General features: G+C 71.0%; 20 protein-coding genes. 11 read left to right on the top strand and 9 right to left on the bottom strand.

The window, feature by feature from the left end; genetic code table 11:
- Positions 1–64: 64 nt before the first annotated feature.
- Together AERO9AM_RS16440 and AERO9AM_RS16435 are read right to left on the bottom strand one after the other, a co-directional pair.
- Positions 65–820, bottom strand: coding sequence for an IclR family transcriptional regulator (locus tag AERO9AM_RS16440; RefSeq protein WP_159577116.1), 756 nt, complete (start codon positions 818–820; stop codon positions 65–67).
- An 87-nt stretch (positions 821–907) separates the two neighbouring features.
- Positions 908–1,810: an aldose 1-epimerase family protein gene (locus AERO9AM_RS16435; RefSeq protein ID WP_159577115.1), complete on the bottom strand. Its 903-nt coding sequence runs from the start codon at positions 1,808–1,810 to the stop codon at positions 908–910.
- Between the two features lie 320 nt (positions 1,811–2,130).
- Here AERO9AM_RS16435 and AERO9AM_RS16430 point away from each other — a divergent pair, with 320 nt between their 5' ends.
- A complete protein-coding gene (locus AERO9AM_RS16430; protein WP_159577114.1) occupies positions 2,131–4,176 on the top strand; it encodes a DEAD/DEAH box helicase in 2,046 nt (681 codons plus the stop codon).
- Between the two features lie 110 nt (positions 4,177–4,286).
- Here the strand turns inward: AERO9AM_RS16430 and AERO9AM_RS16425 are convergent, their stop codons facing one another.
- Positions 4,287–4,766, bottom strand: a complete 480-nt coding sequence (locus tag AERO9AM_RS16425; protein ID WP_159577113.1) for a GNAT family N-acetyltransferase — start codon at positions 4,764–4,766, stop codon at positions 4,287–4,289.
- Between the two features lie 241 nt (positions 4,767–5,007).
- Here AERO9AM_RS16425 and AERO9AM_RS16420 point away from each other — a divergent pair, with 241 nt between their 5' ends.
- On the top strand, positions 5,008–5,847 hold the full coding sequence (locus AERO9AM_RS16420) for a phospholipase (protein WP_159577112.1): 840 nt from the start codon (positions 5,008–5,010) through the stop codon (positions 5,845–5,847).
- Between the two features lie 15 nt (positions 5,848–5,862).
- Here the strand turns inward: AERO9AM_RS16420 and AERO9AM_RS16415 are convergent, their stop codons facing one another.
- Positions 5,863–6,903 carry an Rv2578c family radical SAM protein gene (locus AERO9AM_RS16415; protein WP_159577111.1) on the bottom strand — a complete coding sequence of 347 codons (1,041 nt, stop codon included), beginning with the start codon at positions 6,901–6,903 and terminating at the stop codon, positions 5,863–5,865.
- Positions 6,904–7,048: 145 nt separating this feature from the next.
- Between AERO9AM_RS16415 and AERO9AM_RS16410 the strand changes: the two genes are divergently transcribed.
- The 7 genes from AERO9AM_RS16410 (at position 7,049) to AERO9AM_RS16380 (ending at position 12,367) form a co-directional block, all read left to right on the top strand.
- Positions 7,049–7,963: a M15 family metallopeptidase gene (locus tag AERO9AM_RS16410; protein ID WP_236602652.1), complete on the top strand. Its 915-nt coding sequence runs from the start codon at positions 7,049–7,051 to the stop codon at positions 7,961–7,963.
- A gap of 163 nt (positions 7,964–8,126) precedes the next feature.
- The gene (locus AERO9AM_RS16405; protein WP_159577110.1) at positions 8,127–9,290 is read left to right on the top strand and encodes an acyl-CoA dehydrogenase family protein; all 1,164 of its coding nucleotides are present in this window, start codon (positions 8,127–8,129) and stop codon (positions 9,288–9,290) included.
- A 139-nt stretch (positions 9,291–9,429) separates the two neighbouring features.
- The gene (locus AERO9AM_RS16400) at positions 9,430–9,879 is read left to right on the top strand and encodes a hypothetical protein (RefSeq protein ID WP_159577109.1); all 450 of its coding nucleotides are present in this window, start codon (positions 9,430–9,432) and stop codon (positions 9,877–9,879) included.
- A gap of 185 nt (positions 9,880–10,064) precedes the next feature.
- Entirely contained in the window at positions 10,065–10,421 is a 357-nt protein-coding gene (locus AERO9AM_RS16395) for a PadR family transcriptional regulator (RefSeq protein WP_159577108.1), read from the top strand.
- A 1-nt stretch (position 10,422) separates the two neighbouring features.
- Positions 10,423–10,788, top strand: a complete 366-nt coding sequence (locus tag AERO9AM_RS16390; RefSeq protein WP_159577107.1) for a DUF1048 domain-containing protein — start codon at positions 10,423–10,425, stop codon at positions 10,786–10,788.
- Between the two features lie 2 nt (positions 10,789–10,790).
- A complete protein-coding gene (locus tag AERO9AM_RS16385) occupies positions 10,791–11,600 on the top strand; it encodes an ABC transporter ATP-binding protein (RefSeq protein WP_159577106.1) in 810 nt (269 codons plus the stop codon).
- Positions 11,601–11,602: 2 nt separating this feature from the next.
- The gene (locus AERO9AM_RS16380) at positions 11,603–12,367 is read left to right on the top strand and encodes an ABC transporter permease (protein WP_159577105.1); all 765 of its coding nucleotides are present in this window, start codon (positions 11,603–11,605) and stop codon (positions 12,365–12,367) included.
- Positions 12,368–12,466: 99 nt separating this feature from the next.
- Here AERO9AM_RS16380 and AERO9AM_RS16375 read toward each other — a convergent pair whose 3' ends face one another.
- The 5 genes from AERO9AM_RS16375 to AERO9AM_RS16350 all read right to left on the bottom strand — a co-directional run bounded on the left by AERO9AM_RS16375 (position 12,467) and on the right by AERO9AM_RS16350 (position 18,134).
- Positions 12,467–13,342 (bottom strand): siderophore-interacting protein, encoded by an 876-nt coding sequence (locus AERO9AM_RS16375; protein WP_159577104.1) that lies wholly within the window; start codon positions 13,340–13,342, stop codon positions 12,467–12,469.
- A gap of 10 nt (positions 13,343–13,352) precedes the next feature.
- Positions 13,353–16,037: an ATP-binding cassette domain-containing protein gene (locus tag AERO9AM_RS17680; protein WP_442923269.1), complete on the bottom strand. Its 2,685-nt coding sequence runs from the start codon at positions 16,035–16,037 to the stop codon at positions 13,353–13,355.
- 105 nt (positions 16,038–16,142) lie between these two features.
- A complete protein-coding gene (locus AERO9AM_RS16360; protein ID WP_236602651.1) occupies positions 16,143–16,688 on the bottom strand; it encodes an ECF transporter S component in 546 nt (181 codons plus the stop codon).
- A gap of 142 nt (positions 16,689–16,830) precedes the next feature.
- A complete protein-coding gene (locus AERO9AM_RS16355; RefSeq protein WP_159577103.1) occupies positions 16,831–17,772 on the bottom strand; it encodes a pirin family protein in 942 nt (313 codons plus the stop codon).
- Positions 17,769–18,134, bottom strand: a complete 366-nt coding sequence (locus tag AERO9AM_RS16350; RefSeq protein WP_159577102.1) for a GNAT family N-acetyltransferase — start codon at positions 18,132–18,134, stop codon at positions 17,769–17,771. Before AERO9AM_RS16350 ends, AERO9AM_RS16355 begins: the two co-directional genes overlap by 4 nt.
- A 219-nt stretch (positions 18,135–18,353) precedes the next feature.
- On the opposite strand from AERO9AM_RS16350, the gene recQ reads away from it, so the two are divergent.
- Together recQ and AERO9AM_RS16340 are read left to right on the top strand one after the other, a co-directional pair.
- Complete coding sequence (gene recQ, locus AERO9AM_RS16345; RefSeq protein ID WP_159577101.1) at positions 18,354–20,432, top strand: DNA helicase RecQ; 2,079 nt, start codon at positions 18,354–18,356, stop codon at positions 20,430–20,432.
- 220 nt (positions 20,433–20,652) lie between these two features.
- Positions 20,653–22,713, top strand: a complete 2,061-nt coding sequence (locus AERO9AM_RS16340; RefSeq protein WP_201298668.1) for an acyl-CoA dehydrogenase family protein — start codon at positions 20,653–20,655, stop codon at positions 22,711–22,713.
- Positions 22,714–22,751: the final 38 nt, after the last annotated feature.

Below are 22,751 nucleotides of genomic sequence, written 5' to 3'. Positions count from 1 at the left end.
CCGATCTCGCCGGGCGGGCGATCGAGGCCCGTGCGCGTCCCCCGTGCGGTGGGCGCTCGCCGGGTCAGTACGCGTTCGCGGCGGCGGAGATGTCCGCCACGACTTCCCGGAGCACAGGGATCGCCTGATCCGCGAAGTCCTCCCCGACGCGCGAGATCGGTCCCGAGACCGAGACGGCCGTGAGCACCGGCATGTCCGGCACGGCCATCGCGAAGCAGCGCACGCCCACCTCGTGCTCGCCGTCGTCGACCGCGTATCCGCGCTCGCGGCTCACCGCCAGATCGGCGAGGAGCTCGTCGATGGTGCTGAGGGAGCGCTCCGTGGAGTGCGGCATGCCCGCACGGCCGATGATCTCGCGCACCTGGTCGTCGCTGAGCTGGGCGAGGATCGCCTTGCCGACGCTCGTGGAGTGCAGCGCGGCCCGGCCGCCCACTTCGGTGAACATGCGCATCGCGTGCGGCGACGGCGCCTGGGAGACGTACACCACGCTGTCGCCGTCGATGGTGGCGAGGTTCGCCGTCTCGCCGAGGCGCGCCACGAGCGACTTGAGCTGCGGCATCGCCATCTGACCGAACTGCCGGTTCGCGACCTCGCCCAGGCGCACGAGCTTGGGTCCGAGCGCGTACCGGCGGTTGGCGAGCTGGCGCGCATATCCCTCCGCCACCAGCGTGCGAAGCAGCCGGTGGATCGTGGTCATCGGCAGGTCGGCGGCCGCCGCGAGCTGGCTGATGGTGACATCGCCGCCCGCGTCGGCGATGAGCTCGAGCACGTCGAAGACGCGGGAGACCGACTTGACGCGTTCTGTGCTGTCCGCGGCCATGCGGATCCTCTCGCCTCGCGATCCGGCGGGAGTTATCCGCATGCCGGAAAGATCATTCCCGAGCAGAGTATCCCATCGGCCGGGCGCTCAGCCGGAGAAGGTCACGCCCCACTCGACCGTCCACGTCTCGCCCGGTGGGAGTCGGCGCAGGCCGCGACCGGAGTTGAACGCCTCGGCGGGCGCGGACATCGGCTCGAGCGCGACCACGAGCTCCTGCCCCGGGTAGCCGGTGGTGGTGAACGCCTGGATGAAGTCGAGCCCCTCGCCCTGCCACAGCGTGACCGTGCGGCCGTCCGGCGCGGAGAGGGTGCTGCGCACCTTCCCGTCCTCGTCTCGGCAGAGCGCGGCGAACCCGGTGTCGAGCTGCAGATCGCCGAGGCGGTGCGGGGTGCGCAGGTCGGTGCCTTCGGACACGGGCGACTCGCCGATCGGCAGCATGCGATCGTCGGTCTCGAAGTAGGTCGCGGCCGGGATCCGCAGGAGCAGCGTCTTCGGATCCGTCCCGGAGATCGTGAAGAACGGATGCGTGCCGATCGCGACGGGAGCGGCGGATCCGGACCGGTTCGTGAGGGTGTGCTCGACGGTGATGCCGTCGGCGGTGAGCGTGTAGCGCACGCTCGTCTCGAGCAGGTAGGGGTAGCCGATCTGCGGCACCACGGCGGCGCGCAGCAGCACCGTCGCGTCGCTCTGCTCGGCGATCTCGTACGCCGCGTAGCGGAGCAGGCCGTGGATGGCGTTGCGGAACTTCGGCTCGGTGACCGCCAGCGCCCGCGTCTCGTCGCCGTCGATCCAGATGCCGTCGCGGATGCGGTTGGGCCAGGGGACGAGCACGACGCCCGCGCACGACGGCGCAGGCCGGTCCTCGGGGTAGGGCGGGACGACCGTCGTCTCACCGACGACGAGGTGCCGCAGCGAAGCGCCGACCTGCGAGATCTGGGCGTGGACGCCGCCCGCGTCGAGGTGGATCTGGACGCCGGTCGGAGTGGTCATGCCGCCATCGTAGAGCGGTCGGACGGCGCCGTGTCGCCGGATTGCGGCCAGGACGCTTCCCAGGTGGCTCGGGTACGATGGGTGAGTCGGCTTCGGGTGACTGCGGCCTCCGGGATCCCCGGTGGTGCGCGGGTGTGTGCGAATGTGTGTGAGCTTCCTCCGGGAGGCGGCCCAGGGCCGATGGTGAGCCCGGCGGACGTCGTCGGGCGCGACATCCATCACCTGAATGGCCCCCGGCCGACGACTGCCCGGGTTTCCCCGCGCCCCACGAGGGCGGCGGGGTGCTGTTCTCGTGCGAGAACCAGACAAGGACGAACCCCGTGCCCAAGAACCACAAGCCCAAGGGCGGCCGCCCCGCGGCGAACTTCGAGCCCCGCTACGCGAAGAAGACCTCGTTCCACGACCGGCACCGTCAGGGGCGCCCGGCCCGTGACGGCGAGTCCGGCCGTGCTTCCGCCGGCCGCGACGCCCGCGGATACGACCGCGACGCCCGTCCGGCGCGCGACGACCGGCGCGGGGACGCGCGCCCTGGCAGTCGTTCCCCGAACCACCGCGGCTACCGCGCTGAGCCCGCCGCGGGCGAGCGTGCGCCGAAGCAGCGCTGGTCGGCGCAGGAGCGGGCCGGCCGCGACGAGGCGCGCGCGATCCGCAACCGTGCCGGATCCGGCCGAGTCGACGCTCCGCACCGCCGCGACGAGCGTCCCCGCTTCGACCGTGACGAGCGTGCCCGCTTCGATCGTGATGACCGCGCGCGTCGGGATGACCGCCCGCGGTACGACCGTGACGACCGTGCCCGTCGGGACGACCGGCTCCGCGGCGACGACCGCGAGCGCGACGACCGTCCGCGCGAGGACCGTTTCCGTCGGGACGACCGTCCGCGCCGCGACGACCGGAGCTACGGCCCGCGTCGCGACGACCGGACCGAGCGTCCGCGTTTCGACCGTGAGGACCGCCCGCGTCGCGACGACCGGGCCGAGCGTCCGCGCTTCGACCGCGACGACCGTTCCCGCCGCGATGACCGGGCCGAGCGTCCGCGTCGCGATGACCGCCGCGCCGCGCGTCCCTTGCGCGACGACTGGAGCCGCGGCACCGATCGCGCGCCGAAGCACGAGGCGACCGAGGACGTGGTGCACGAGCGCCTCGCGGCGCAGACCGTCGAGGCCGCCGAGGTCGCGGATGTGACGTTCGCCGACCTCGGACTCGGATCCAACATCGTCGAGATCCTGCGCAACATGGGCGCGGAGACCCCGTTCCCGATCCAGGCCGCCTCGATCCCCGCCGTGCTCGAGGGGCGTGATGTGCTCGCCCGCGGACGCACCGGATCCGGCAAGACCATCGCCTTCGGCGCACCGCTCGTGGAGAGCATCCTGCAGTCGCAGAAGGGCAAGAAGCGCGAGTTCGGGCGCTCGCCGCGGGCGATCGTGCTCGCGCCGACCCGTGAGCTCGCCCTGCAGATCGACCGCACGATCCAGCCGATCGCCCGCAGCGTCGGCCTCTTCACGACGCAGATCTACGGCGGCGTGCCCCAGGCGCGCCAGGTGGGCGCGCTGAAGAAGGGCGTCGACATCGTGATCGGCACCCCCGGCCGCATCGAGGACCTGATCAACCAGGGCAAGCTCGACCTCTCCGACGTGCGGATCGCCGTGCTCGACGAGGCCGACCACATGTGCGAGCTCGGCTTCGTCGAGCCGGTGCAGCGGATCCTCCGCGCGACCGGCGAGGGCAGCCAGAAGCTGCTGTTCTCGGCGACGCTGGACCGCGAGGTCGCCGCGCTCGTCGATGAGTTCCTGGTGGATCCGGCCGTCTTCGAGGTCGCCGGCGAAACGCAGGACTCGGGCACGATCGAGCACCGCGTGCTGGTGATCGAGCACCGCGACAAGGCTGAGGTCCTCTCCTCCCTCGTCGATCGCGAGGGCCGCACGCTCGTCTTCGCCCGCACCCGGGCGTACGCCGAGATGCTCGCCGAGCAGTTCGAGGACGCCGGGATCCCCGCGGTGTCGCTGCACGGCGACCTGAACCAGGCCAAGCGCACCCGCAACCTGCAGAAGCTCACCTCGGGCCGGGTGAACGTGCTCGTCGCGACCGACGTCGCCGCGCGCGGGATCCACGTCGACGACATCGACCTCGTCGTGCAGGCCGATGCGCCCGATGAGTACAAGACGTACCTGCACCGTGCCGGCCGCACCGGTCGTGCAGGCAACGCCGGGCGCGTGGTGACTCTCATCACCCGCCAGCGCCGTCGCCGCATGGCGGAGCTGCTGGACCGCGCCGAGATCGATGCCCCGTTCGAGGAGGCGCGCCTCGGCGACGACCTCATCGAGGAGATCGCCGGGCGCATGCCGTCCGCGGCCGACCTCACCTCCTGACCGCTCCGCCTTCGGATCCGTTCTCACTCAGGTCGCAGTTTCGGCTCTTCCCCGTATGCGGAAGAGCCGAAACTGCGACCTGAAGTGCGTGGTGCGAACGTGGCGGAGGGTCAGAGCGTCAGGGCCCAGTCGTTGACCACGAGCTCCCCGCCCCGGAACGGGAACGACCGGGTCTCGCGCAGAGTGAATCCGGCGCGGCGGCAGAGGGCGTTCGAGGGCGCATTGTTGATCGAGGGATAGGCATGGATCTCGCCGTGCCGTCCATCGGCGCGGACGACCGTGATCAGCTCCTGCAGCGCCTGGCCGGCATAGCCGTGGCCCTGGTGCTGCGGGAGCACGCTCCACCCGGTCTCCCAGGCGACCTCGCCGGTGGCCTCGTGAACCTCCCAGTAGCCGATCGTGCCGACAGGCGCGGATCCGGCCATGATCACGAGCATCCGCCCGGGCAGATCCTCTTTCAGATAGCGGACGTGTCGCCGATCGAGCTCTTCGACGCTCTCCGACGCGACGAGGTGCGCCGTCATCTCGGGCGTGTTGAAGGCGTCGAGCAGCGGACGGTCCTCGTCCTGCCACGGTCGGAGTGTCACCATGCGGCCACGGTAGCCGCGGGCACCGACATGGCAGCGCCGGACTCGGAGCATGACAGTTCTCGGATCCTGGAACCCCAGAACGCCCAACCTGAGAATCGGGTCCAAAAATCTAGTCGCATCCGTCGATGCTCGGGGAGCTCCCAGACTCAGTGATGCAGGATCGTTACCTTGTACGCCCGGTCAAGGGTGTTGACGTCACTACCCGAGTGGCGCCGAGGACTTCAAGGATCGTTACTTCGTCATGTCGAGAAACCCGTTCTTCCGCTCTGCCCGCCGCAAGGCCGCAACCATCGTCGGCGCCACCGCCGTGCTCGGCGCGCTCGCCGTCGGCGGTGCCGTGCTCGTCGCCCCCGCGGTCGCCGCGGCTGCTCCGTCCGCCGGACAGGTCGACGACGTCACCGCATACAACCAGCAGGTTCAGGTGCGCGCCGCGCTCGACACCGCCGACACCGCGCTGACGGACGCGGCGGCGGTCAACGCCGATGTCAAGGCCTCCGGCCTCGACCTGGGTCAGGCGCGCAAGCTCGTCGACGTGACCGGTCTGCGCTCGGCGCACGAGGTGCTGTCCGACGCCGCATCCGACAAGGACAAGGGCGCCGCCCACACCGCCCTCGCCGTTGCGGTCACCGACTACTCCGAGAAGATCGAGTCGCAGGTCGCCGAGGTGCGCGCCAACCTCAACAACGCCGTCGCCGCGAAGCAGGCCGCCGACGCCGCCGCGGCCCAGGCCGCCGCTGCCGCGCAGGCTGCCGCCGAGGCGCAGGCCGCCGCGAACACCCCGGACGGCGCCCGTGCCGCGGCCCAGCAGATCATGGCGAGCGAGTACGGCTGGGGCGACGACCAGTTCCAGTGCCTGAACTCGCTGTGGAACAAGGAGTCCGGCTGGGACTACCAGGCCTACAACCCGTCCGGCGCGACCGGTATCCCGCAGGCTCTGCCCGGCGGCAAGATGGCCAGCGCCGGCGACGACTGGGAGACCAACGCCGTCACCCAGGTCCGCTGGGGGCTCGGCTACATCTCCAGCGTCTACGGCACCCCCTGCTCCGCGTGGGGTCACTCGCAGGCGACCAACTGGTACTGATCGGCGGGTCCGCTCTCAGAACAGGGTCGCTGACGGCTCCGGGGTGCGCACGGCGCGCTCCGGAGCCGTTCTGCGTGCGCGGGCCGGTCGGTCGTCGGAGTGCAGCGCCTCCAGACCGTGCATCCGGATCAGCGGCTTGACCCGGCGCCCGAGCCACTGGCGGTAGTCCTTGGGCGCCTCGGCGGCCGCGCTGGGGTACAGCGCCCGATACGACGACAGCAGATCGGGCCTGTGCTGCGAGAGCCACTGGAAGAACCACGGCTTCACCCCCGCGCGCAGGTGCAGCGCTCCGTAGACGACGTGGTCGGCGCCCGCCTCTTTGATGCGGCGCAGGGCGGCGTCGATCGCGTTCACGGAGTCGGTCAGGTGCGGCAGGATCGGCATCAGGAACACGCCCACGCGGAACCCGGCGTCGGTGAGCGCCCGCACCGTGTCGAGTCTCGCCTGCGTCGACGGAGCGCCGTGCTCGATCGCCTCCCGCAGGGTCTCGTCGAACATCGCGATCGACAACTGCACATCGACGGGCACGTGCGCGGCGGCCTCGACGAGCACAGGGATGTCGCGACGGATCAGCGTGCCCTTGGTCAGCACGGAGAACGGCGTACCGGAGTCGGCGAGCGCGCGGATGATCCCCGGCATCAGCCGGTACCGACCCTCGGCGCGCTGGTAGGGATCCGTGTTCGTCCCGAGCGCGACGGTCTCGTGCCGCCAGGATCCGTGACGCAGCTCCTTCTCGAGCGTCTCGACCACATTCACCTTGACGACGATCTGCGAGTCGAAGTCCCTTCCGGCATCGAGGTCGAGGTAGGTGTGCGTGCCGCGGGCAAAGCAATAAGTGCACGCATGGCTGCAGCCGCGATAGGGGTTGATCGTCCAGGAGAACGGCATCTTCGACGGGCCGGGCACGTGGTTCAGTGCGGACTTCGCGAGCACCTCGTGGAACGTCATCCCGGCGAACTCCGGGGTCGTCACAGTGCGCAGGAAGCCCGTGCGGTTCTCCATCCCCGGCAGCGCCTGATCGTCCGTGTCGTCGATCCTCTGCCCCTGCCATCGCATGCAGATATTCGAACATAACGACGAGAGTGAGTCAAGGGTCGGTCGGTGAAAACTTCGAAGACGGGCGATCTTCAGGTGGCGCGGTGAGAATGGAGCGGTGGCATACCCGAGGCACCCGACGCGCTCTCGCGGCATGCATCCGCGCGTGGTGCTTCTGTTGTCCGTCACGATCGGATTGGCTGTCGCGCTGATCGGCGCGCTCTGGTCGCTCGCCGACGGCTCGGCGCAGCACGGACCCCGGCCGGCCACGGCGGCCGCTGCGGCGACAGCCCCCAAGATCGTGATGCCCGCCGCCGCCACGAGCCTGCCCGCGGTGCGGCTGCGCGCCGTCGCCGCCGCAGACCCGTGCGCGCAGCCGGCTGTGCAGCAGGCCCTCGCGGCGGGCGGCGATGATGCGGTGGTCGAGGCGTTCGGCGGAGGCGCCGCGTTCCGGGCCGCCGTCACGGCGGGCAGCGCCCCGTGCATCGATCTCGCCGACCCGCGCCGCGACTGGGTCGTCGTGAACAAGGCGCGCCCGCTGAACCCGGTGACGTTCGCGCCCTCGTCGTTCGGCGAGCCCGCACTCACGGTCGACGGCGCCGGGTCCCTGCGCGCCGACGTGGCGCAGGCCCTGGACCGCCTGTCCGCGGCAGCCGACGCCGCGGGCGCAGGGTCGATCGCCCTGGCCAGCGGCTACCGCTCCTACGACACGCAGGTGCAGACGTACTCGGGGCAGATCGCCGAGTACGGGCAGGCGCAGGGCGACGCGCTCTCGGCCCGCCCCGGCCACAGCGAGCATCAGACCGGCCTCGCCGCCGACGTCGTCTCCTGTGCGGGCGGGTGCGGCGACATCGACTCGTTCGGCGGCACCGCTGCCGGCGCCTGGGTTGCGCAGTACGGCTGGCAGTACGGCTTCATCGTCCGCTATACCCCGGGGCAGACCGAGGTGACGGGCTACGATGCCGAGCCCTGGCATCTGCGCTACATCGGCGTGCCGCTCGCGACCGCGTATCACGACGGCGGCTACAGCACGCTCGAGCAGTTCTTCGGGCTTCCGCCCGCCCCCGCGTACCCCGGCTGATCCCCGCCGGCGACGCCCGCGGCCGGCGTATGGCACGATCGCACAAAGCGTGACACCGAGTCTCACCCGCCGTGGGATGCATTCCCACAATCGAGGCTGCGATCCGCAGGATCCCGCATAGGATCACGAGTGCGAAGACGCACACACGATCTGGAGGAGCGCGATGGAACGCGACATCTACGACGAGGATCACGAGGCCTTCCGCGGCCTCGTCAAGGACTTCATCGGCCGCTACGTCACGAACGAGGCCATCGAGCGCTGGAACGCCGAGGGTGAGATCGACCGGGCGACCATGCTCGCCGCGGGAGAGGCGGGACTCATCGGCCTCTCGGTGCCGGAGGAGTTTGGCGGCGCCGGGATGCTCCAGGACTACCGCTTCCGCACGGTCGTGATGGAGGAGGTCATCGCCGCCGGCGCCGGATCCCTCGCGGGTGCGTTCGGGATCCAGGACGACCTCGCGGTCCCGTACCTCGTGCACATGGGCACGCAGGAGCAGAAGGCGAAGTGGCTGCCGCGGATGGCGACCGGCGAGGTCATCGGCGCGCTCGCGATGACGGAGCCCGGGGCGGGATCCGACCTCCGCGGCATCAAGACCACCGCGAAGAAGGTCGACGGCGGCTACCTCGTCAACGGTGCGAAGACCTTCATCTCCTCGGGCAAGACCGCCGACCTCGTCGTGACCTTCGTGAAGACCGGGGAGGGCAACCGTCCCGACGCGTTCAGCCTGGTGCTGATCGAGAACGGCATGGAGGGCTTCGAGCACGGCAAGAAGCTGCACAAGATGGGGTTCCAGGGCCACGACACCGCGGAGCTCAGCTTCACCGACGTGTTCGTCCCGGAGGAGAACCTCATCGGCGGCACCGAGGGCATGGGCTTCGTGCAGCTGATGATGAACCTGCCGCTCGAGCGCCTCTCGATCGCCGTCGCCGCTGCGGCGGCCGCACAGGCCGGTTACGACTGGACCGTCGCCTACACGAAGGACCGCGAGGCGTTCGGCGAGCGGATCATCGACTTCCAGAACACGCGCTTCACGATCGCCGACATGTCCGCGACCGTCGATGCGCTCTGGGCCTACGTCGACCGGGCGCTGCTGGCGTACAAGGACAAGAAGCTGTCCGCGGAGGAGGCCGCGAAGATCAAGTTCTGGGCCACCGAGCGCGAGTGGGAGGTGCTCGACGCAGGCGTCCAGCTGCATGGCGGCTACGGCTACATCACCGAGTACCCGATCGCGCGCGCCTTCCTCGACGCCCGCGTGCACCGCATCTACGGCGGCACGAACGAGATCATGCGCGACATCGTCTCGCGCCAGATCGCCGGCAAGCGCTGACGGCTCGCATCCCTTCTCGAACGCCCTCGGATCCATGGATCCGGGGGCGTTCGTCCTCCACAGGCGGGTGCTGAAGCGAGTTCCGCACGGAACACGTGATCCCGTCCCGTCGCGCATGCGCCGGCGTCAGGCTGGCCCCATGAACCCCGAGACTCTGCGCGACCACGTGCTCACCGGCGACGACGACCTCCGCGATGCGGTGGAGCTCCTGCTCCAGCAAGCGAACCAGCGGCAGCTCTGGTTGCTCTTCATCGACGGCGGAGGGCGGCTCGGAGAGCCGCTCATGCCTATGGCCGACTATCCGGTGGATCCGTGCGAAGCCGTCACGGTGGAGGATCTCGGCGAGGTCGGTCAGGCTCAGCTGCTGGCGCACCGGATCGGCATGCTCCGCGAGTTCACCGGCAACGCCGCCGTCGTGCTGGTCTGGGAGCGTGTGGGCGACGACGTCGTCGGCGGGGAGGACGACGCCGTCCGTCAATGGGCGCGCGCGATGAAGCGGCAATCGGCATCCCTGGGGATCCCGCTGCGCGCACAGTTCCTGCTCCACGATCGCGGCGTGCGTCAGTTGCACGCGGGCGACTGGGTGTGAGCCGCGCTCCGGACACATCTCGCGCTCTGACCTGCGACGCCCTCGGATCCACGGATCCGGGGGCGTTCTGCTGCGTCCGGAGTGTCGGGAGGATTTCTTGCTATTCAGTGTTGCTATGTACCGGTACTCAGTGTTACTGTCTACCGGTAGTCAACATCACTGAGTAGAAGGAGGAGGCGATCGCGATGGCGAATCAGATGACCGAGATGCTCAAGGGCACCCTCGAAGGGATCGTCCTGGCGATCCTGGCCGAACGGTCGGCCTACGGATACGAGATCACCACGCGACTGCGGGACGGAGGCTTCTCCGACATCGCCGAGGGAACCGTCTACGCACTGCTGGTGCGTATCGAGCAGAGGGGCCTCGTGGACGTGGAGAAGGTGCCCTCCGAGAAGGGGCCGCCGCGCAAGGTGTTCTCCCTCAACAGCCAGGGGCGGGACCAGCTCGCCGAGTTCTGGAGGACCTGGAGCTTCCTCGCAGAGCACATCGAACAGCTCCGCCACACCGACAGCAGCACGACCGACACGAATGAAGGAGCCTGACATGGCCGCCAAGTGGATCGAAGCCCTCACCGGGTCCCTCGAGCAGAAGAAGCAGTACAAGCAGGACAAGGCGCGCATGGAGGCGCTCCCGGCGCCCTACGCCGAGGCCGCCATGGCGATGCACCGCTACCTCATGTACGCCGGCGGGATCACCGACGGCGACACCCTGATCCGGATGTACACCGACCTGGCCGACCTCTGGGAGCGCGCCGCCGTCGACGGCACGCCGGTGCGCGACATCGTCGGCGACGACCCCGTCGACTTCGCCGACACCTTCGCCAAGGCGTACGCCGGGCGCGAGTGGATCGACAAGGAGCGCGGCCGTTTCACCGCGGCCATCGACAAGGCCGCAGGAAAGGAGAAGTGACCATGCCCACCACCCTCGCCCCCGCGATCCGCGTGCAGGGCGTCACCAAGGCGTTCAAGGACCTGCAGGTCCTGCGCGGCGTCGACTTCGACGTCGAGCGGGGCAGCATCTTCGCCCTGCTCGGCTCGAACGGCGCCGGCAAGACGACGCTGGTGCGGATCCTGTCGACGCTGCTCAAGGCCGACGGCGGATCCGCCACGATCCAGGGCTTCGACGTCGCCACGGCGCCGAACGATGTCCGCGAGGCGATCAGCCTCACCGGGCAGTTCGCCGCCGTCGACGAGGTGCTCACCGGTCGGGAGAACCTCGTGCTCGTCGCCAAGCTGCGGCACCTGAAGGATCCCGGCGCCGTCGCGGACGACCTGCTCGCCCGGTTCTCGCTCACCGACGCCGGCGGGCGCCGCGCGGGCACCTACTCCGGCGGCATGCGCCGGCGGCTCGACATCGCGATGAGCCTGATCGGCGACCCGCCCGTCATCTTCCTCGACGAGCCGACCACCGGCCTCGACCCGCAGGCGCGGATCGAGGTGTGGGACACCGTGAAGGAGCTCGCGAACAGCGGCACCACGGTGCTGCTCACCACGCAGTATCTCGACGAGGCGGAGCAGCTGGCCGACAGGATCGCGATCCTGCATCAGGGCACCATCATCCAGAACGGCACCCTCGCCGAGCTGAAGAAGCTGCTGCCGCAGACGACGGTCGAGTACGTCGAGAAGCAGCCCACCCTCGAGGAGGTCTTCCTCGCCCTCGTCGGCCCGTCGGCCGCATCCGTCCCCGGGCCCGTCGACCGGCCCGAAGCAAAGGAGGCATAGACATGTCCAGTCACATCCTCAGCGACACCGGCGCGCTCACGCGCCGCTCGCTCACGCACATCCTGCGCAGTCCCGACACGATCATCACCACCGCGGTGACCCCGATCGCCCTCATGCTGCTGTTCGTCTACGTGCTCGGCGGGGCGATCCACACCGGATCCGGCCAGTCGTACATCGACTACATGCTCCCCGGGATCCTGCTCATCACGATCGCCTCGGGCATCGCGTACACGTCGTACCGGCTGTTCCTGGACCTGCAGGGCGGGATCTTCGAGCGGTTCCAGTCAATGCCGATCGCGCGTTCGAGCGTGCTGTGGGCGCATGTGCTCACCTCCGTCGTCGCGAACATCGTCTCGGTCGCGATCGTCGTCGGCGTCGCGCTGCTCATGGGCTTCCGCACCGGCGCCTCGGTCGGAGCCTGGCTGGCGGTGGCCGGGATCCTCGTGCTGTTCACCCTGTCCCTGACCTGGCTTGCAGTGATCGCGGGCCTGTCCGCCAAGACCGTGGACGGTGCGAGCGCGTTCAGCTATCCGCTGATCTTCCTGCCGTTCATCAGCTCGGCCTTCGTGCCGACGTCGTCGATGCCGGGGCCGGTCGCCTGGTTCGCCGAGAACCAGCCGGTCACCTCGATCGTGAACACGATCCGCGCCCTGTTCGCCGGCACGCCGGTGGGGTCGAGCATCTGGATCGCCCTCGCCTGGATGGTGGGGATCCTCGTCGTCGCGTATGCAGGCGCGATCGTCATCTACCGGAAGAAGATCAGCTGAGCGGGCGGGCCGTCATGAGCTCGTCGCCGGTCCGAACCGGATCGAACCGCCTTCGGCGCCCCGTGCGCCCGGAGGCGGTTCGAGGCGGTTCGGACCCGGTCAGCCCAAGGGCACGGCGGCGGCCTCGCGCGCCGCGCGCGAGGCCGGTGACGCGGATCCCCGGCGCCAGTAGCCGCAGAAGCTCACCTGCTCCTTGCCGACGCCACGCTCGCCGACGAGCAGCTTCCGCGCCCCGGACGCGAGCGACTGCTCGCCGGCGGCGTACGCGTGCAACGGCGCATCCGGCAGCGTCAGCTCGCGCAGCGCCGGCAGCACGAGTGCCCCTGGCACCTCGTCGGCATCGCGCACGAACCATCGCACCGCGATGCCGTCGGGGTGGGGGAACGCGAGTGCGTCCTCGGCGGAGGGCGCTTCGAGAAGCACGGAACCGGTCGCCTGCGCGGGCAGGGACGCGCAGATCGCCGCGATCGCGGGCAGCGCGGTCTCGTCGCCGACCAGCACCACGCGTTCCGTGCCCCGTGCGGGGTTGAAGGCGAGGCCCTCGTCGATGACGAGCACGTTCTCGCCCGGGCGGCAGGTCTCGGCCCAGCGCGAGGCCGGCCCCGCGGTGCCCTCGGCTGCTGAGCCGTGCAAGACGAAGTCGACGTCCAATTCCGCGCCCGCATCGTCGCGGGCGGGGCGGAACGCCCGGACGGTGTAGTTGCGCATCACGGGGCGTTCGCCGTCGGGGATCCGCAGGAACTTCAGGTAGCCCAGCATCTGGTTGGCCTTGGCGGGAACCCTGCCGAGGCCCGCCTCTCCGCTCACCGGAAGGAACAGGCGGAACCACTGGTCGTAGCCCATCGGCACGAAGCGCCCGATCTCGCCTCCGCCGAACGTGACGCGGATCCAATGCGGTGCGAGCCGCTCGGTGCGCAGCACCGTGAGGGGGAGGAGACCGGCTTCGGCCGGCTTGACCATCTTGCTGTACGCCATGGGAGACCTCTCAGAGCTGCCAGGGGAAGAACAGGGCGAAGAGCACCGCGGAGGCGGCGATCATGAGGGCCATGAACACGACGTCGCGCGCTCGGAACGGCACCTCGTGGCGCTCGGTGCGGGTGGGGTGGGCGCCGAAGGCGCGGGCGTCCATCGCCAGCGCCACCCGCTCCGCGTGCCGGATCGCGCTGGCGAGCAGCGGCACGATGTACCCCCAGCCCCGGGCGATCCTGGCGAACGGACCTTGCCCGCCGTGCGTACCGCGCACCCGATGCGCCGCACGGATCACGCCCAGCTCGTAGCCGAACCGGGGCACGAACCGGTACGCCGCCAGCGCCGTGTAGCCGATGCGGTACGGCACCCGCAGCTGCTGCACGGCGGAGCGCGCCACGTCGGGGCCGGTCGTGGTGAGCCCCGGGATCAGCCCGAGCCCGAGGATCGCGGCGAGCCGTAGTGCGGTCGCGAGCCCGATCTCGAGGGCGCCCGCGTGCAGCGTCCAGCCGCCGACCCGGAGCACCGTCGGGGTGGCGGCGACGAGCGCCGGATCCGTCCACAGCGCCATGGCCCCGGTCAGCAGGAGCACGCCCGCCGGCACCGCCAGCAGGAGCAGCGCCCACACCCCGCGGGTCAGCCGGGCGCCGGTCAGGACCAGGGCATAGGCGAGCGCCAGGAATGCGGCGGGCGTGGCGAGGTCGCGCACGAACAGCAGCACCACCATCGCCGGCACCACGGCGCCGAGCTTGGCGAGCGGGTTCAGGCCGTGCAGCCAGCCGCGCGGCGGGCGGCGGTCGGCGTAGGGGTCGGATCGGGCGGCGGTGTCGGTCTCATCCGGCATGGCGGTGCCGGCGGCGTCCGTCGTCTCGGACGCGCGTGTATCGGGCGTGGTGGTGCCGGTGGCCCCCGTCGTCTCGGACGCGGTGGTGGCGGGCGTGGCGGTGCCGGTTGTGCCGGGGGCGGTGGATGTGGCGATGCCGGCGAAGGACGGATCCGTCGGGGTGATGCGGGTTGTCGCGTCGTCGTCGGCGAGCGCGCCGCGCAGGGCCGGCGGGATCGCCGCGTACGCCGCGGGGAGCGGGATCCGTCCGGCGGCCACGAGTGCGGGCGTCGGGCCGGCCGCGACGACCGTGCCGCCCTCGACGAGAACGGCGTGCGTGGTGTGCCGTGCGACGAGGTCGAGGTCGTGGGTGACCAGCACGATGGTCGTGCCGAGGGCCCGGAGCTCGCGGAACAGCGCGAGCAGCTCCTCGGTGCCGCGCTGGTCCTGCCCGAACGTGGGCTCGTCGAGCACGAGGATCCGCGGTCGGGTGATCAGCGCGGTGCCGACCGAGAGCCGGCGCTTCTCGCCGCCGGAGAGCAGGTACGGGTGCGTGCCGGCCTTGTCCGCGAGGCCGAAGCGATCGAGCATCTCCGCCACGCGGTCGGCGACCTCGTCGGGCGGTGTGCGGCGCAATCGGAGCCCGTGCGTGAGCTCGTCGAACACGGTGTGCGCGATGAACTGATGCTCGGGGTTCTGGAACACGAAGCCGAGGTGGGCCGCCATCGCCCGGGGAGAGGCGGTCGCCGGATCGAGGCCGTCCACGACGACCCGCCCCTTGGGCGGGCGCACCACGCCGGCGAGCGCCTGCACCAGAGTCGTCTTGCCCGCCCCGTTCGAGCCGATCACCGCGGTGATCGACGCGGGCGCGATGTCGACGTCGACGCCCCGCAGCACGGGGACGCCCCCGCGTTCCACGTCGAGCCCCCGCGCCGTGATGACGGGGCCGACCTGTGATTTCAGAGCGCGCACATTGCTGGATCCGGGCGCCGGATCGAGCCATTTGCGCGCTTTCAACGAGGAGTGCAGGGCCGCCTCGAGCTCGCCGGGCGTGAGTGGGAGGGGGTGGATCGGGTCGGCGGCGAGCTCGGGGATCCGGGCGTTCAGCCGTTGCGCCGCGAGAGCGGCGGCGGGCAGGCGCACCCCCAGCGCGGTCAGCTCGTCGGCATGCCGGCGCAGGACGTCGGCCGCGGGGCCGTCGAAGGCCACGCGCCCGCCGGCGTCGAGCACGATCGCGCGGGTGGCGAGGGGGAGCGCCTCGTCGAGGTCGTGCTCGACCAGGACGATCGCGCGCTCGGGAGAGGCGATGTCGGCGAGCGCGGCGTGCACCTCGGTCGTGCCCTGCGGATCCAGGTTCGCCGTCGGCTCGTCGAGGATCAGCACCGGCGCCGCCGTGGCGAGAGCCGCCGCGATGGCGAGCCGCTGCTTCCCGCCGCCGGACAGACGGTCGGGGTTCTCGTGCCGCCGCTCCCACAGGCTCATCCGCCGCAGCGCCTGCTCTGCGCGGGCCAGCACCTCATCGACGGGGAGGCAGAGGTTCTCCAGCGCGAACGCGACCTCGTCGAGCACGGATCCGGTGACGATCTGCGCATCCGGATCCTGGAACACGATGCTCACGTCCCGCGTCAGCCGGGCCGTCGGCGTCTCGACCGTGTCGTCGCCGCGGATCGCGACGGATCCGGTGATCCCGGCCTCGAGCGAGTGCGGGATCAGGCCACCGAGCGCGAGCGCGAGCGTCGACTTGCCGGAGCCGGACGGGCCCAGCAGCAGCACCACCTCGCCGGCGCGCACGTCGAAGGAGAGGTCCTGCACGGCGGGAGCGCTCGCACCGCGATGTGTGATCGTGAGATCGCGCACGCGCAGGAGCGGGACGGCGGGCATGGGGGTCCGTTCGGAGTGGGTTGCTTAGGCAAGCCTAACCTAGGACATTCGTCGGCGCGGAGCCCGTCAGCGCGGCACGGAGCCCGTCAGCGCTGCATCGAGTGGTCAGTGCGGGGCGACGCCCGCGCGACGCAGGGAGATGCCGATCCGCAGGCCGAGGGCGGTCCAGGCGATCGGTCCGAGCACCGCGAGCGGGAGATAGATGATCCGCGCCCAGAGCGGCAGCGCGTCGAGATCGACCGCGAGGAACACCACCGCCGCGATGATCACGCCGATGATCGCCGCCGATACGAAGAAGCGCCATGCGCCCCACGACCGGTACCGGGTCAGGGCGGCGACGCCCTCCTGGATGAGGCCGAACAACAGAGCGGTGCCGAGGAACCGGGGGAACCAGATCGGGTTGAAGGCGCTCGCGACGAGCGCGGCGAGCACGTGCGTGAGCAGCGCGACCAGCGGTCGTCGCAGCACCTCCTGCGCGATGATCCCCGGCAGCACGTGCGAGCCCAGCACCAGGCCGTAGGCGAACGGCGCTCCCGCGATCACCGGGATCGTCACCCAGCCTGCGGCCGCGCCGAGCAGCCCTGTGGCGACCCCGATAGCGGCGCAGACGAGCAGGATCCGCGTGGGCAGCGGCGAGCGGGCGGCGGGCACCCGTCCAGCGTACCGGCGGCGTCGGACGGGGACCGCGCGACCGCCGGCGTCGGACGGTCGCCGGGGTCGGACGGGCGATGCCGTCCCCCCGGCTAGATGCGTTGCGGCCGAGAAGCGTGCCGAACGCCCCCCGCGGGACGGCTCAGATGCGCCGGCGCCGCGGCATCAGGTGCACCGGCGGGATGGGCGGCGCGGGCACCCGCTCGTCGCCGTGACCGACGACGTGGCCGAAGCGATCGGATCCCGCCTCCCAGTCCTCGCGCGCCTGGACGATCTCCTCATGGGTGCGCGCGGCGAAGTTCCACCACATCACCAGGTCCTGCTCGAAGGGCTCGCCGCCGAGGAGGAAGAGCAGCGCGCCGCCTTCGCTGGTGACGGTCACCGCCTCGCGCGAATCGCCGAGGAACAGGATGTCGTCGGCGGACAGCGGGATCGAGGCGAGCTCGGATCCGGATACCGCGGCGTCGCCCGTGACGAGAAGCAGGCCGTGCTCCCAGGAAGGGTCGAGCGGGAGCGAGAGCCGCGTACCGGGTTCGAGGCGTATCTCCGCCCCGAGGATCGGCGTGTACGCGGTCGCGGGGGAGTGCACGCCGGCGTACGACCCCATCACCACCGTCACGTCGGCGTCGGATCCCTCCTCGGCCGGCAGCGCCAGCCCGGGAAGGGACAGGTGCTGCTCAAAGCCCGGGGCGCCGGTCGCCGCGCCGTCGGGCAGCACCACCCACAGCTGCAGCGCGTCGAGCGGCACGGCATCCTCGCCCACCGAGTACTCGGAGTGCGCGATGCCGTTGCCCGCGGTCATGAGGTTGAGCTGCCCGCGGCGCAGCACCACGTCGCTCGAGATCGTGTCGCGGTGGCGGATCTCGCCGACGAGCGGCCAGGTCACGGTCTGCAGGCCGATGTGGGGATGCGGTTCCACGCGCATGCGCACCTCGGCGGGGCCGAACCGGTCGAGGAAGCACCACGCGCCGATGGTCGGCACGTCCTTGCTCGGCAGCACCCGCATCACGTTCATCGCGCGCACGCCGCCGAGCGGCACCTCGCGTGCCTCCAACACGACCGCGCGGGGCCCGTGCAGGGTCATTCCGAGTCCTTCGGCGTCGTCGTCCCGGCGGCCCCCGTGGGTGCCGAGGCCCCGTCGGTCTCCTCGGGCGTCGGGGCCGGGAAGCGCACCTTGGCCCCCGGCACCTCGTGTGTGCGCAGGTACCGGTTGATGTACGGGCAGTACGGCACGATCGTGTCGCCGCTGGCGGCCGCATCGGCGAGCGCCCCGGCGGCGAGCTGGGAGGCGAGGCCCTGGCCCTGGAAGGCCGGATCCACTTCGGTGTGGATGAACAGGATCGTCCCGGGGCGGCGCTGGAACTCGGCGAACCCGGCGAGGGCGCCGTCGACGCTGATCTCGTACCGGGATTCCGACTCGTTCAGGGTCACAGCGGTCTCGGGCATGGCGCTCCTTCGTGCGGTGTCGCGGTTCGCGTCCAACCTATGCCCGCCGGCGGGGTGCGCGGGCGACGACGCCTGTATGCGTCGGGCGCACGATCCAGTTGTGCAGAGGAAAGGGTGCCGGAACTCCCGGCAGACGCGGCCTTCTCAGCCGCGTGGCCTGAATGGTGCGGGCTGTGGACAGCGGCCCGTCGTGTCGGCGCCGCTCGTTACGCTGGAGACATGCCTCAGAACGATCCGCGAGACCCTTATGCGGATCTGCCGTGGTCCGATGCGCCGCTCGACGATCCGTACGCCGACGTCCCGTATCCGGACGAGCCGTGGGATGCGGCTCCGCCTCCCGAGGAGGGCGAGTGGCTCGGTTCCCCGGGCGCGGTGCCCCAGGGCAGCTTCCCCGCGCCGACCGCGCGCACCGCGCAGGGGCACCCCGCGCAGGCGCGCACCGCACCCGCGACGGCCCGACCCGGCACCCCCGCGCCGAGCCGGTTCGCGACGCCGCTGGAGGCGCTGCGCACCGTCTACGGCTACGACGCGTTCCGCGGCGACCAGGCGGCGATCATCGACCAGGTCGTCGGCGGCGGAGACGCGGTCGTCCTCATGCCCACCGGCGGCGGCAAGAGCCTCTGCTATCAGGTCCCCGCGCTCGTGCGGGAGGGCACCGGGCTCGTCATCAGCCCGCTGATCGCGCTCATGCACGACCAGGTCGACGCGCTGCGCGCCAACGGAGTGCGTGCCGCCTACCTCAACTCGACGCAGACCGCGTCCGATCGCGCCGAGGTCGAGCGGGCGTACCTCGCGGGCGATCTCGACCTCATCTACGTCGCCCCGGAGCGCCTCTCCCATGCGCAGACGCTGGCGCTGCTGCAGCGCGGAGCGCTGAGCGTCATCGCGATCGACGAGGCGCACTGCGTGTCGCAGTGGGGCCACGACTTCCGCCCGGACTACCTCGCGCTCGGCGGTCTCGCGGAGCGCTTCTCCGGCGTCCCGCGCATCGCGCTCACGGCGACCGCCACCCGCGAGACCCACCGCGAGATCACCGAGCGGCTGCACCTGCCCGAGGCGAAGCACTTCGTCGCGAGCTTCGACCGGCCCAACATCCAGTACCGGATCGATCCCAAGGTCGATGTCCGCAAGCAGCTCGTCACGTTCATCCGCAGTCAGCCCGCCGGGTCCGCCGGCATCGTCTACGCGCTCAGCCGCTCCTCGGTCGAGCAGATCGCGGAGTACCTGCAGGCGCAGGGCCTCGACGCCATCCCGTACCACGCGGGGCTCGACGCCGCCACGCGCGCCGCGCACCAGTCGCGCTTCCTCCGCGAGGACGGCGTGATCGTCGTCGCCACGATCGCGTTCGGCATGGGCATCGACAAGCCCGACGTGCGCTTCGTCGCCCATGTGGATCTGCCCAAGTCCGTCGAGGGCTACTACCAGGAGACCGGTCGTGCCGGCCGGGACGGCGAGCCATCGGTGGCGTGGATGGCGTACGGGCTCGGCGACGTCGTGCAGCAGCGCCGTTTCATCCAGCAGAGCGAGGGCGACCGCGCGATCAAGCAGCGGCAGAACCAGCACCTCGACGCGATGCTGGCGTTGTGCGAGACCGTCGACTGCCGACGCCAGAACCTGCTCGGCTACTTCGGGCAGTCCTCGGAGCCGTGCGGAAACTGCGACACCTGCCTCACCCCGCCGGACAGCTGGGACGGGCTGATCCCGGCGCAGAAGCTGCTCTCCACGATCGTGCGGCTGCAGCGCGAGCGGCGGCAGTCCTTCGGCGCAGGGCACCTCATCGACATCCTGCGCGGGGCGTCCACCGAGAAGATCCGCAAGTTCCGTCACGACGAGCTCGCCACCTACGGGATCGGATCCGACCTCACCGACGCGCAGTGGCGTTCGGTCGTGCGGCAGCTGCTCGCGCAGGGCCTCATGCAGGCGCAGGGCGAGTACGGCACCCTCGCCGTGAGCGAGGCCAGCGCCGGGGTGCTCAGCGGCACGACGCCGGTCAAACTGCGCCATGACGTGGTGGCCAGGGCGGGCGCGGCCGGCACGCGCGCGGCCAAGCGGAGCGCCGCGGAGGCGCTCGCCGAGGGCGACCGGGAGCTGTTCGAGGCGCTGCGCGCCTGGCGCGCGCAGACCGCACGTGAGCAGGGCGTGCCCGCGTACGTCGTGTTCGGCGACGCCACGCTCCGCGCCCTGGCGGAGCACCGTCCGGCCCGTGCGGAGGACCTCGTCGGCATCAGCGGCATCGGCGAGCGCAAGCGCGAGGCCTACGGCGATGCCGTGCTCGAGGTCATCGCCGCAGCGGGCTGACCATACGGCCATACGAGCGGCTCCGCCGGTTGGGCGAGCGGCCGAGCCGACCGTGCCGGGCCGGTCACGCGAGCGCCTGCACGGGCCCGGCTGTGGCTTCAGCACAATCCGGCGCGGCCTCGGACCCGCGGCGAGTTGGACGGCTCCTACAGCCGGGTTCGTCATGCGTTGTCCGCGACCTACCATGAACGCATCCCAGAAACCTCACGAGAGGATCCTCATGGTCGACGCCGCCCTTCGGACCACTGCGAACACCGCCCAGGACGACACCACGCCGCGCATCGATGTCGATGCGATCGGCGACCTGCTGCTCGGCACCTGGGCCGACACCCGCCGTGAGGCGCGCGAGATGATCAAGGATCCGGCGTTCTGGCGGGACGACTCGCTCGGCAAGGACGAGCACCGCGAGCGCGTGCTGACGCAGCTGCACCTGCTGGTGGAGAACAACGCCGTGCATCGCGCGTTCCCCAAGCGCCTCGGCGGGGAGGAGAACAACGGCGGCAACATCGCCGGGTTCGAGGAGCTCGTCGTCGCCGACCCGAGCCTGCAGATCAAGTCGGGCGTGCAGTGGGGGCTCTTCGGATCCGCCGTGCTGCAGCTCGGCACCGCGGAGCACCACGACAAGTGGCTGCCCGGCATCATGAGCCTGGAGATCCCCGGCGCCTTCGCGATGACCGAGATCGGGCACGGCTCCGACGTCGCCTCGATCGGCACCACGGCGACGTACGACCCGGAGACCGAGGAGTTCGTCATCCACACGCCGTTCCGCGCGGCGACCAAGGAGTACCTCGGCAACGCGGCGCTGCACGGGGTGGCGGCGACGGTGTTCGCGCAGCTGATCACGAACGGCGTGAACCACGGCGTGCACTGCTTCTACGTGCCGCTGCGCGGCGAGGACGGCGTGGACCTCCCCGGCATCGGGCGCGAGGACGACGGCCTCAAGGGCGGCCTGAACGGCATCGACAACGGCCGGCTGAGCTTCGACCACGTGCGGATCCCGCGCACCAACCTGCTCAACCGCTATGGCGACGTCGCCCCCGACGGCACGTACACGAGTGCGATCGACAGCCCCGGCCGGCGCTTCTTCACGATGCTCGGAACCCTCGTGCAGGGCCGCGTCTCGCTGGATGGCGCCTCGTCGTGGGCGTCAGCCCTGGGCCTGTACATCGCGATCACCTACGCCACCCAGCGCCGCCAGTTCAACGGGGTCAGCGGCGAGGAGACCACGCTGCTCGACTACGGCAAGCACCAGCGCCGGCTGCTGCCGCGGCTGGCCACCACGTACGCGCAGCTGTTCGCGCACGACGAGTTCCTGCAGAAGTTCGACGGCGTCTTCTCGGGGCGCACCGACACCCCGGACGACCGCGAGGACCTCGAGACGCTGGCCGCCGCCCTCAAGCCGTTGTCGACCTGGCACGCGCTCGACACGCTGCAGGAGTGCCGCGAGGCATGCGGCGGCGCCGGGTTCATGTTCGAGAACCGTTTCGTGGGCCTCCGCCAGGACCTCGACATCTATGTGACGTTCGAGGGCGACAACAACGTCCTGCTGCAGCTGGTCGGCAAGCGGCTGCTGACCGACTTCGCGAAGCAGTTCCAGGGCGCCGACGCCAAGACGCTCGCACGCTACGCCGTCGGACAGACCGCCGGCAAGGTCTTCCACGGCGCGGGACTGCGCCAGTTCGGGCAGGCGGTCGCGGATCTCGGATCCACCGCCCGCTCGGTCGAGAACGGCCTGCGCGCCGAGCAGCAGCACGAGCTGCTCACCGACCGGGTGCAGCAGATGGTCGCCGACATCGCGGGCCGCCTGCGCGCGGCCGGCAAGGACAAGGCGCTCGGCGAGAAGCTGTTCAACGAGAACCAGGCCGAGCTCATCGAGGCGGCCCGTGCGCACGGCGAGCTGCTGCAGTGGGAGGCCTTCACCGACGCCCTGGGCCGCGTCGCGGATGAGGACAGCAGGACGGTGCTCACCTGGCTGCGCGATCTGTTCGGCCTGCAGCTCATCGAGAAGCACCTCGCGTGGTACCTCATCAACGGCCGCCTCTCGGCGCAGCGCGCGGCCTCGGTCTCTCGCTACATCGACCGGCTGTGCGCGCGCCTGCGCCCGCACGCCCTCGACCTCGTCAACGCCTTCGGCTACGAGCCCGAGCACGTGCGCGCACCTCTCGCCTCCGGTGCGGAGCAGGTCCGTCAGGACGAGGCGCGCGCGTACTACGCCGAGCTCAAGGCCTCGGGCCAGGCTCCGGTCGACGAGAAGGCCCTGAGGAAGGCGCGCCAGCTGTAGCCGCTCGGTGGCCCAGGGTGCCGGTTGGTAGTTTCGGG

Source organism: Microbacterium sp. 8M (assembly GCF_902506375.1).
Taxonomy (GTDB): domain Bacteria; phylum Actinomycetota; class Actinomycetes; order Actinomycetales; family Microbacteriaceae; genus Microbacterium.
Note: the sequence above shows the minus strand (reverse complement) of the source record. Positions and strands in the feature narration are given on the sequence as shown.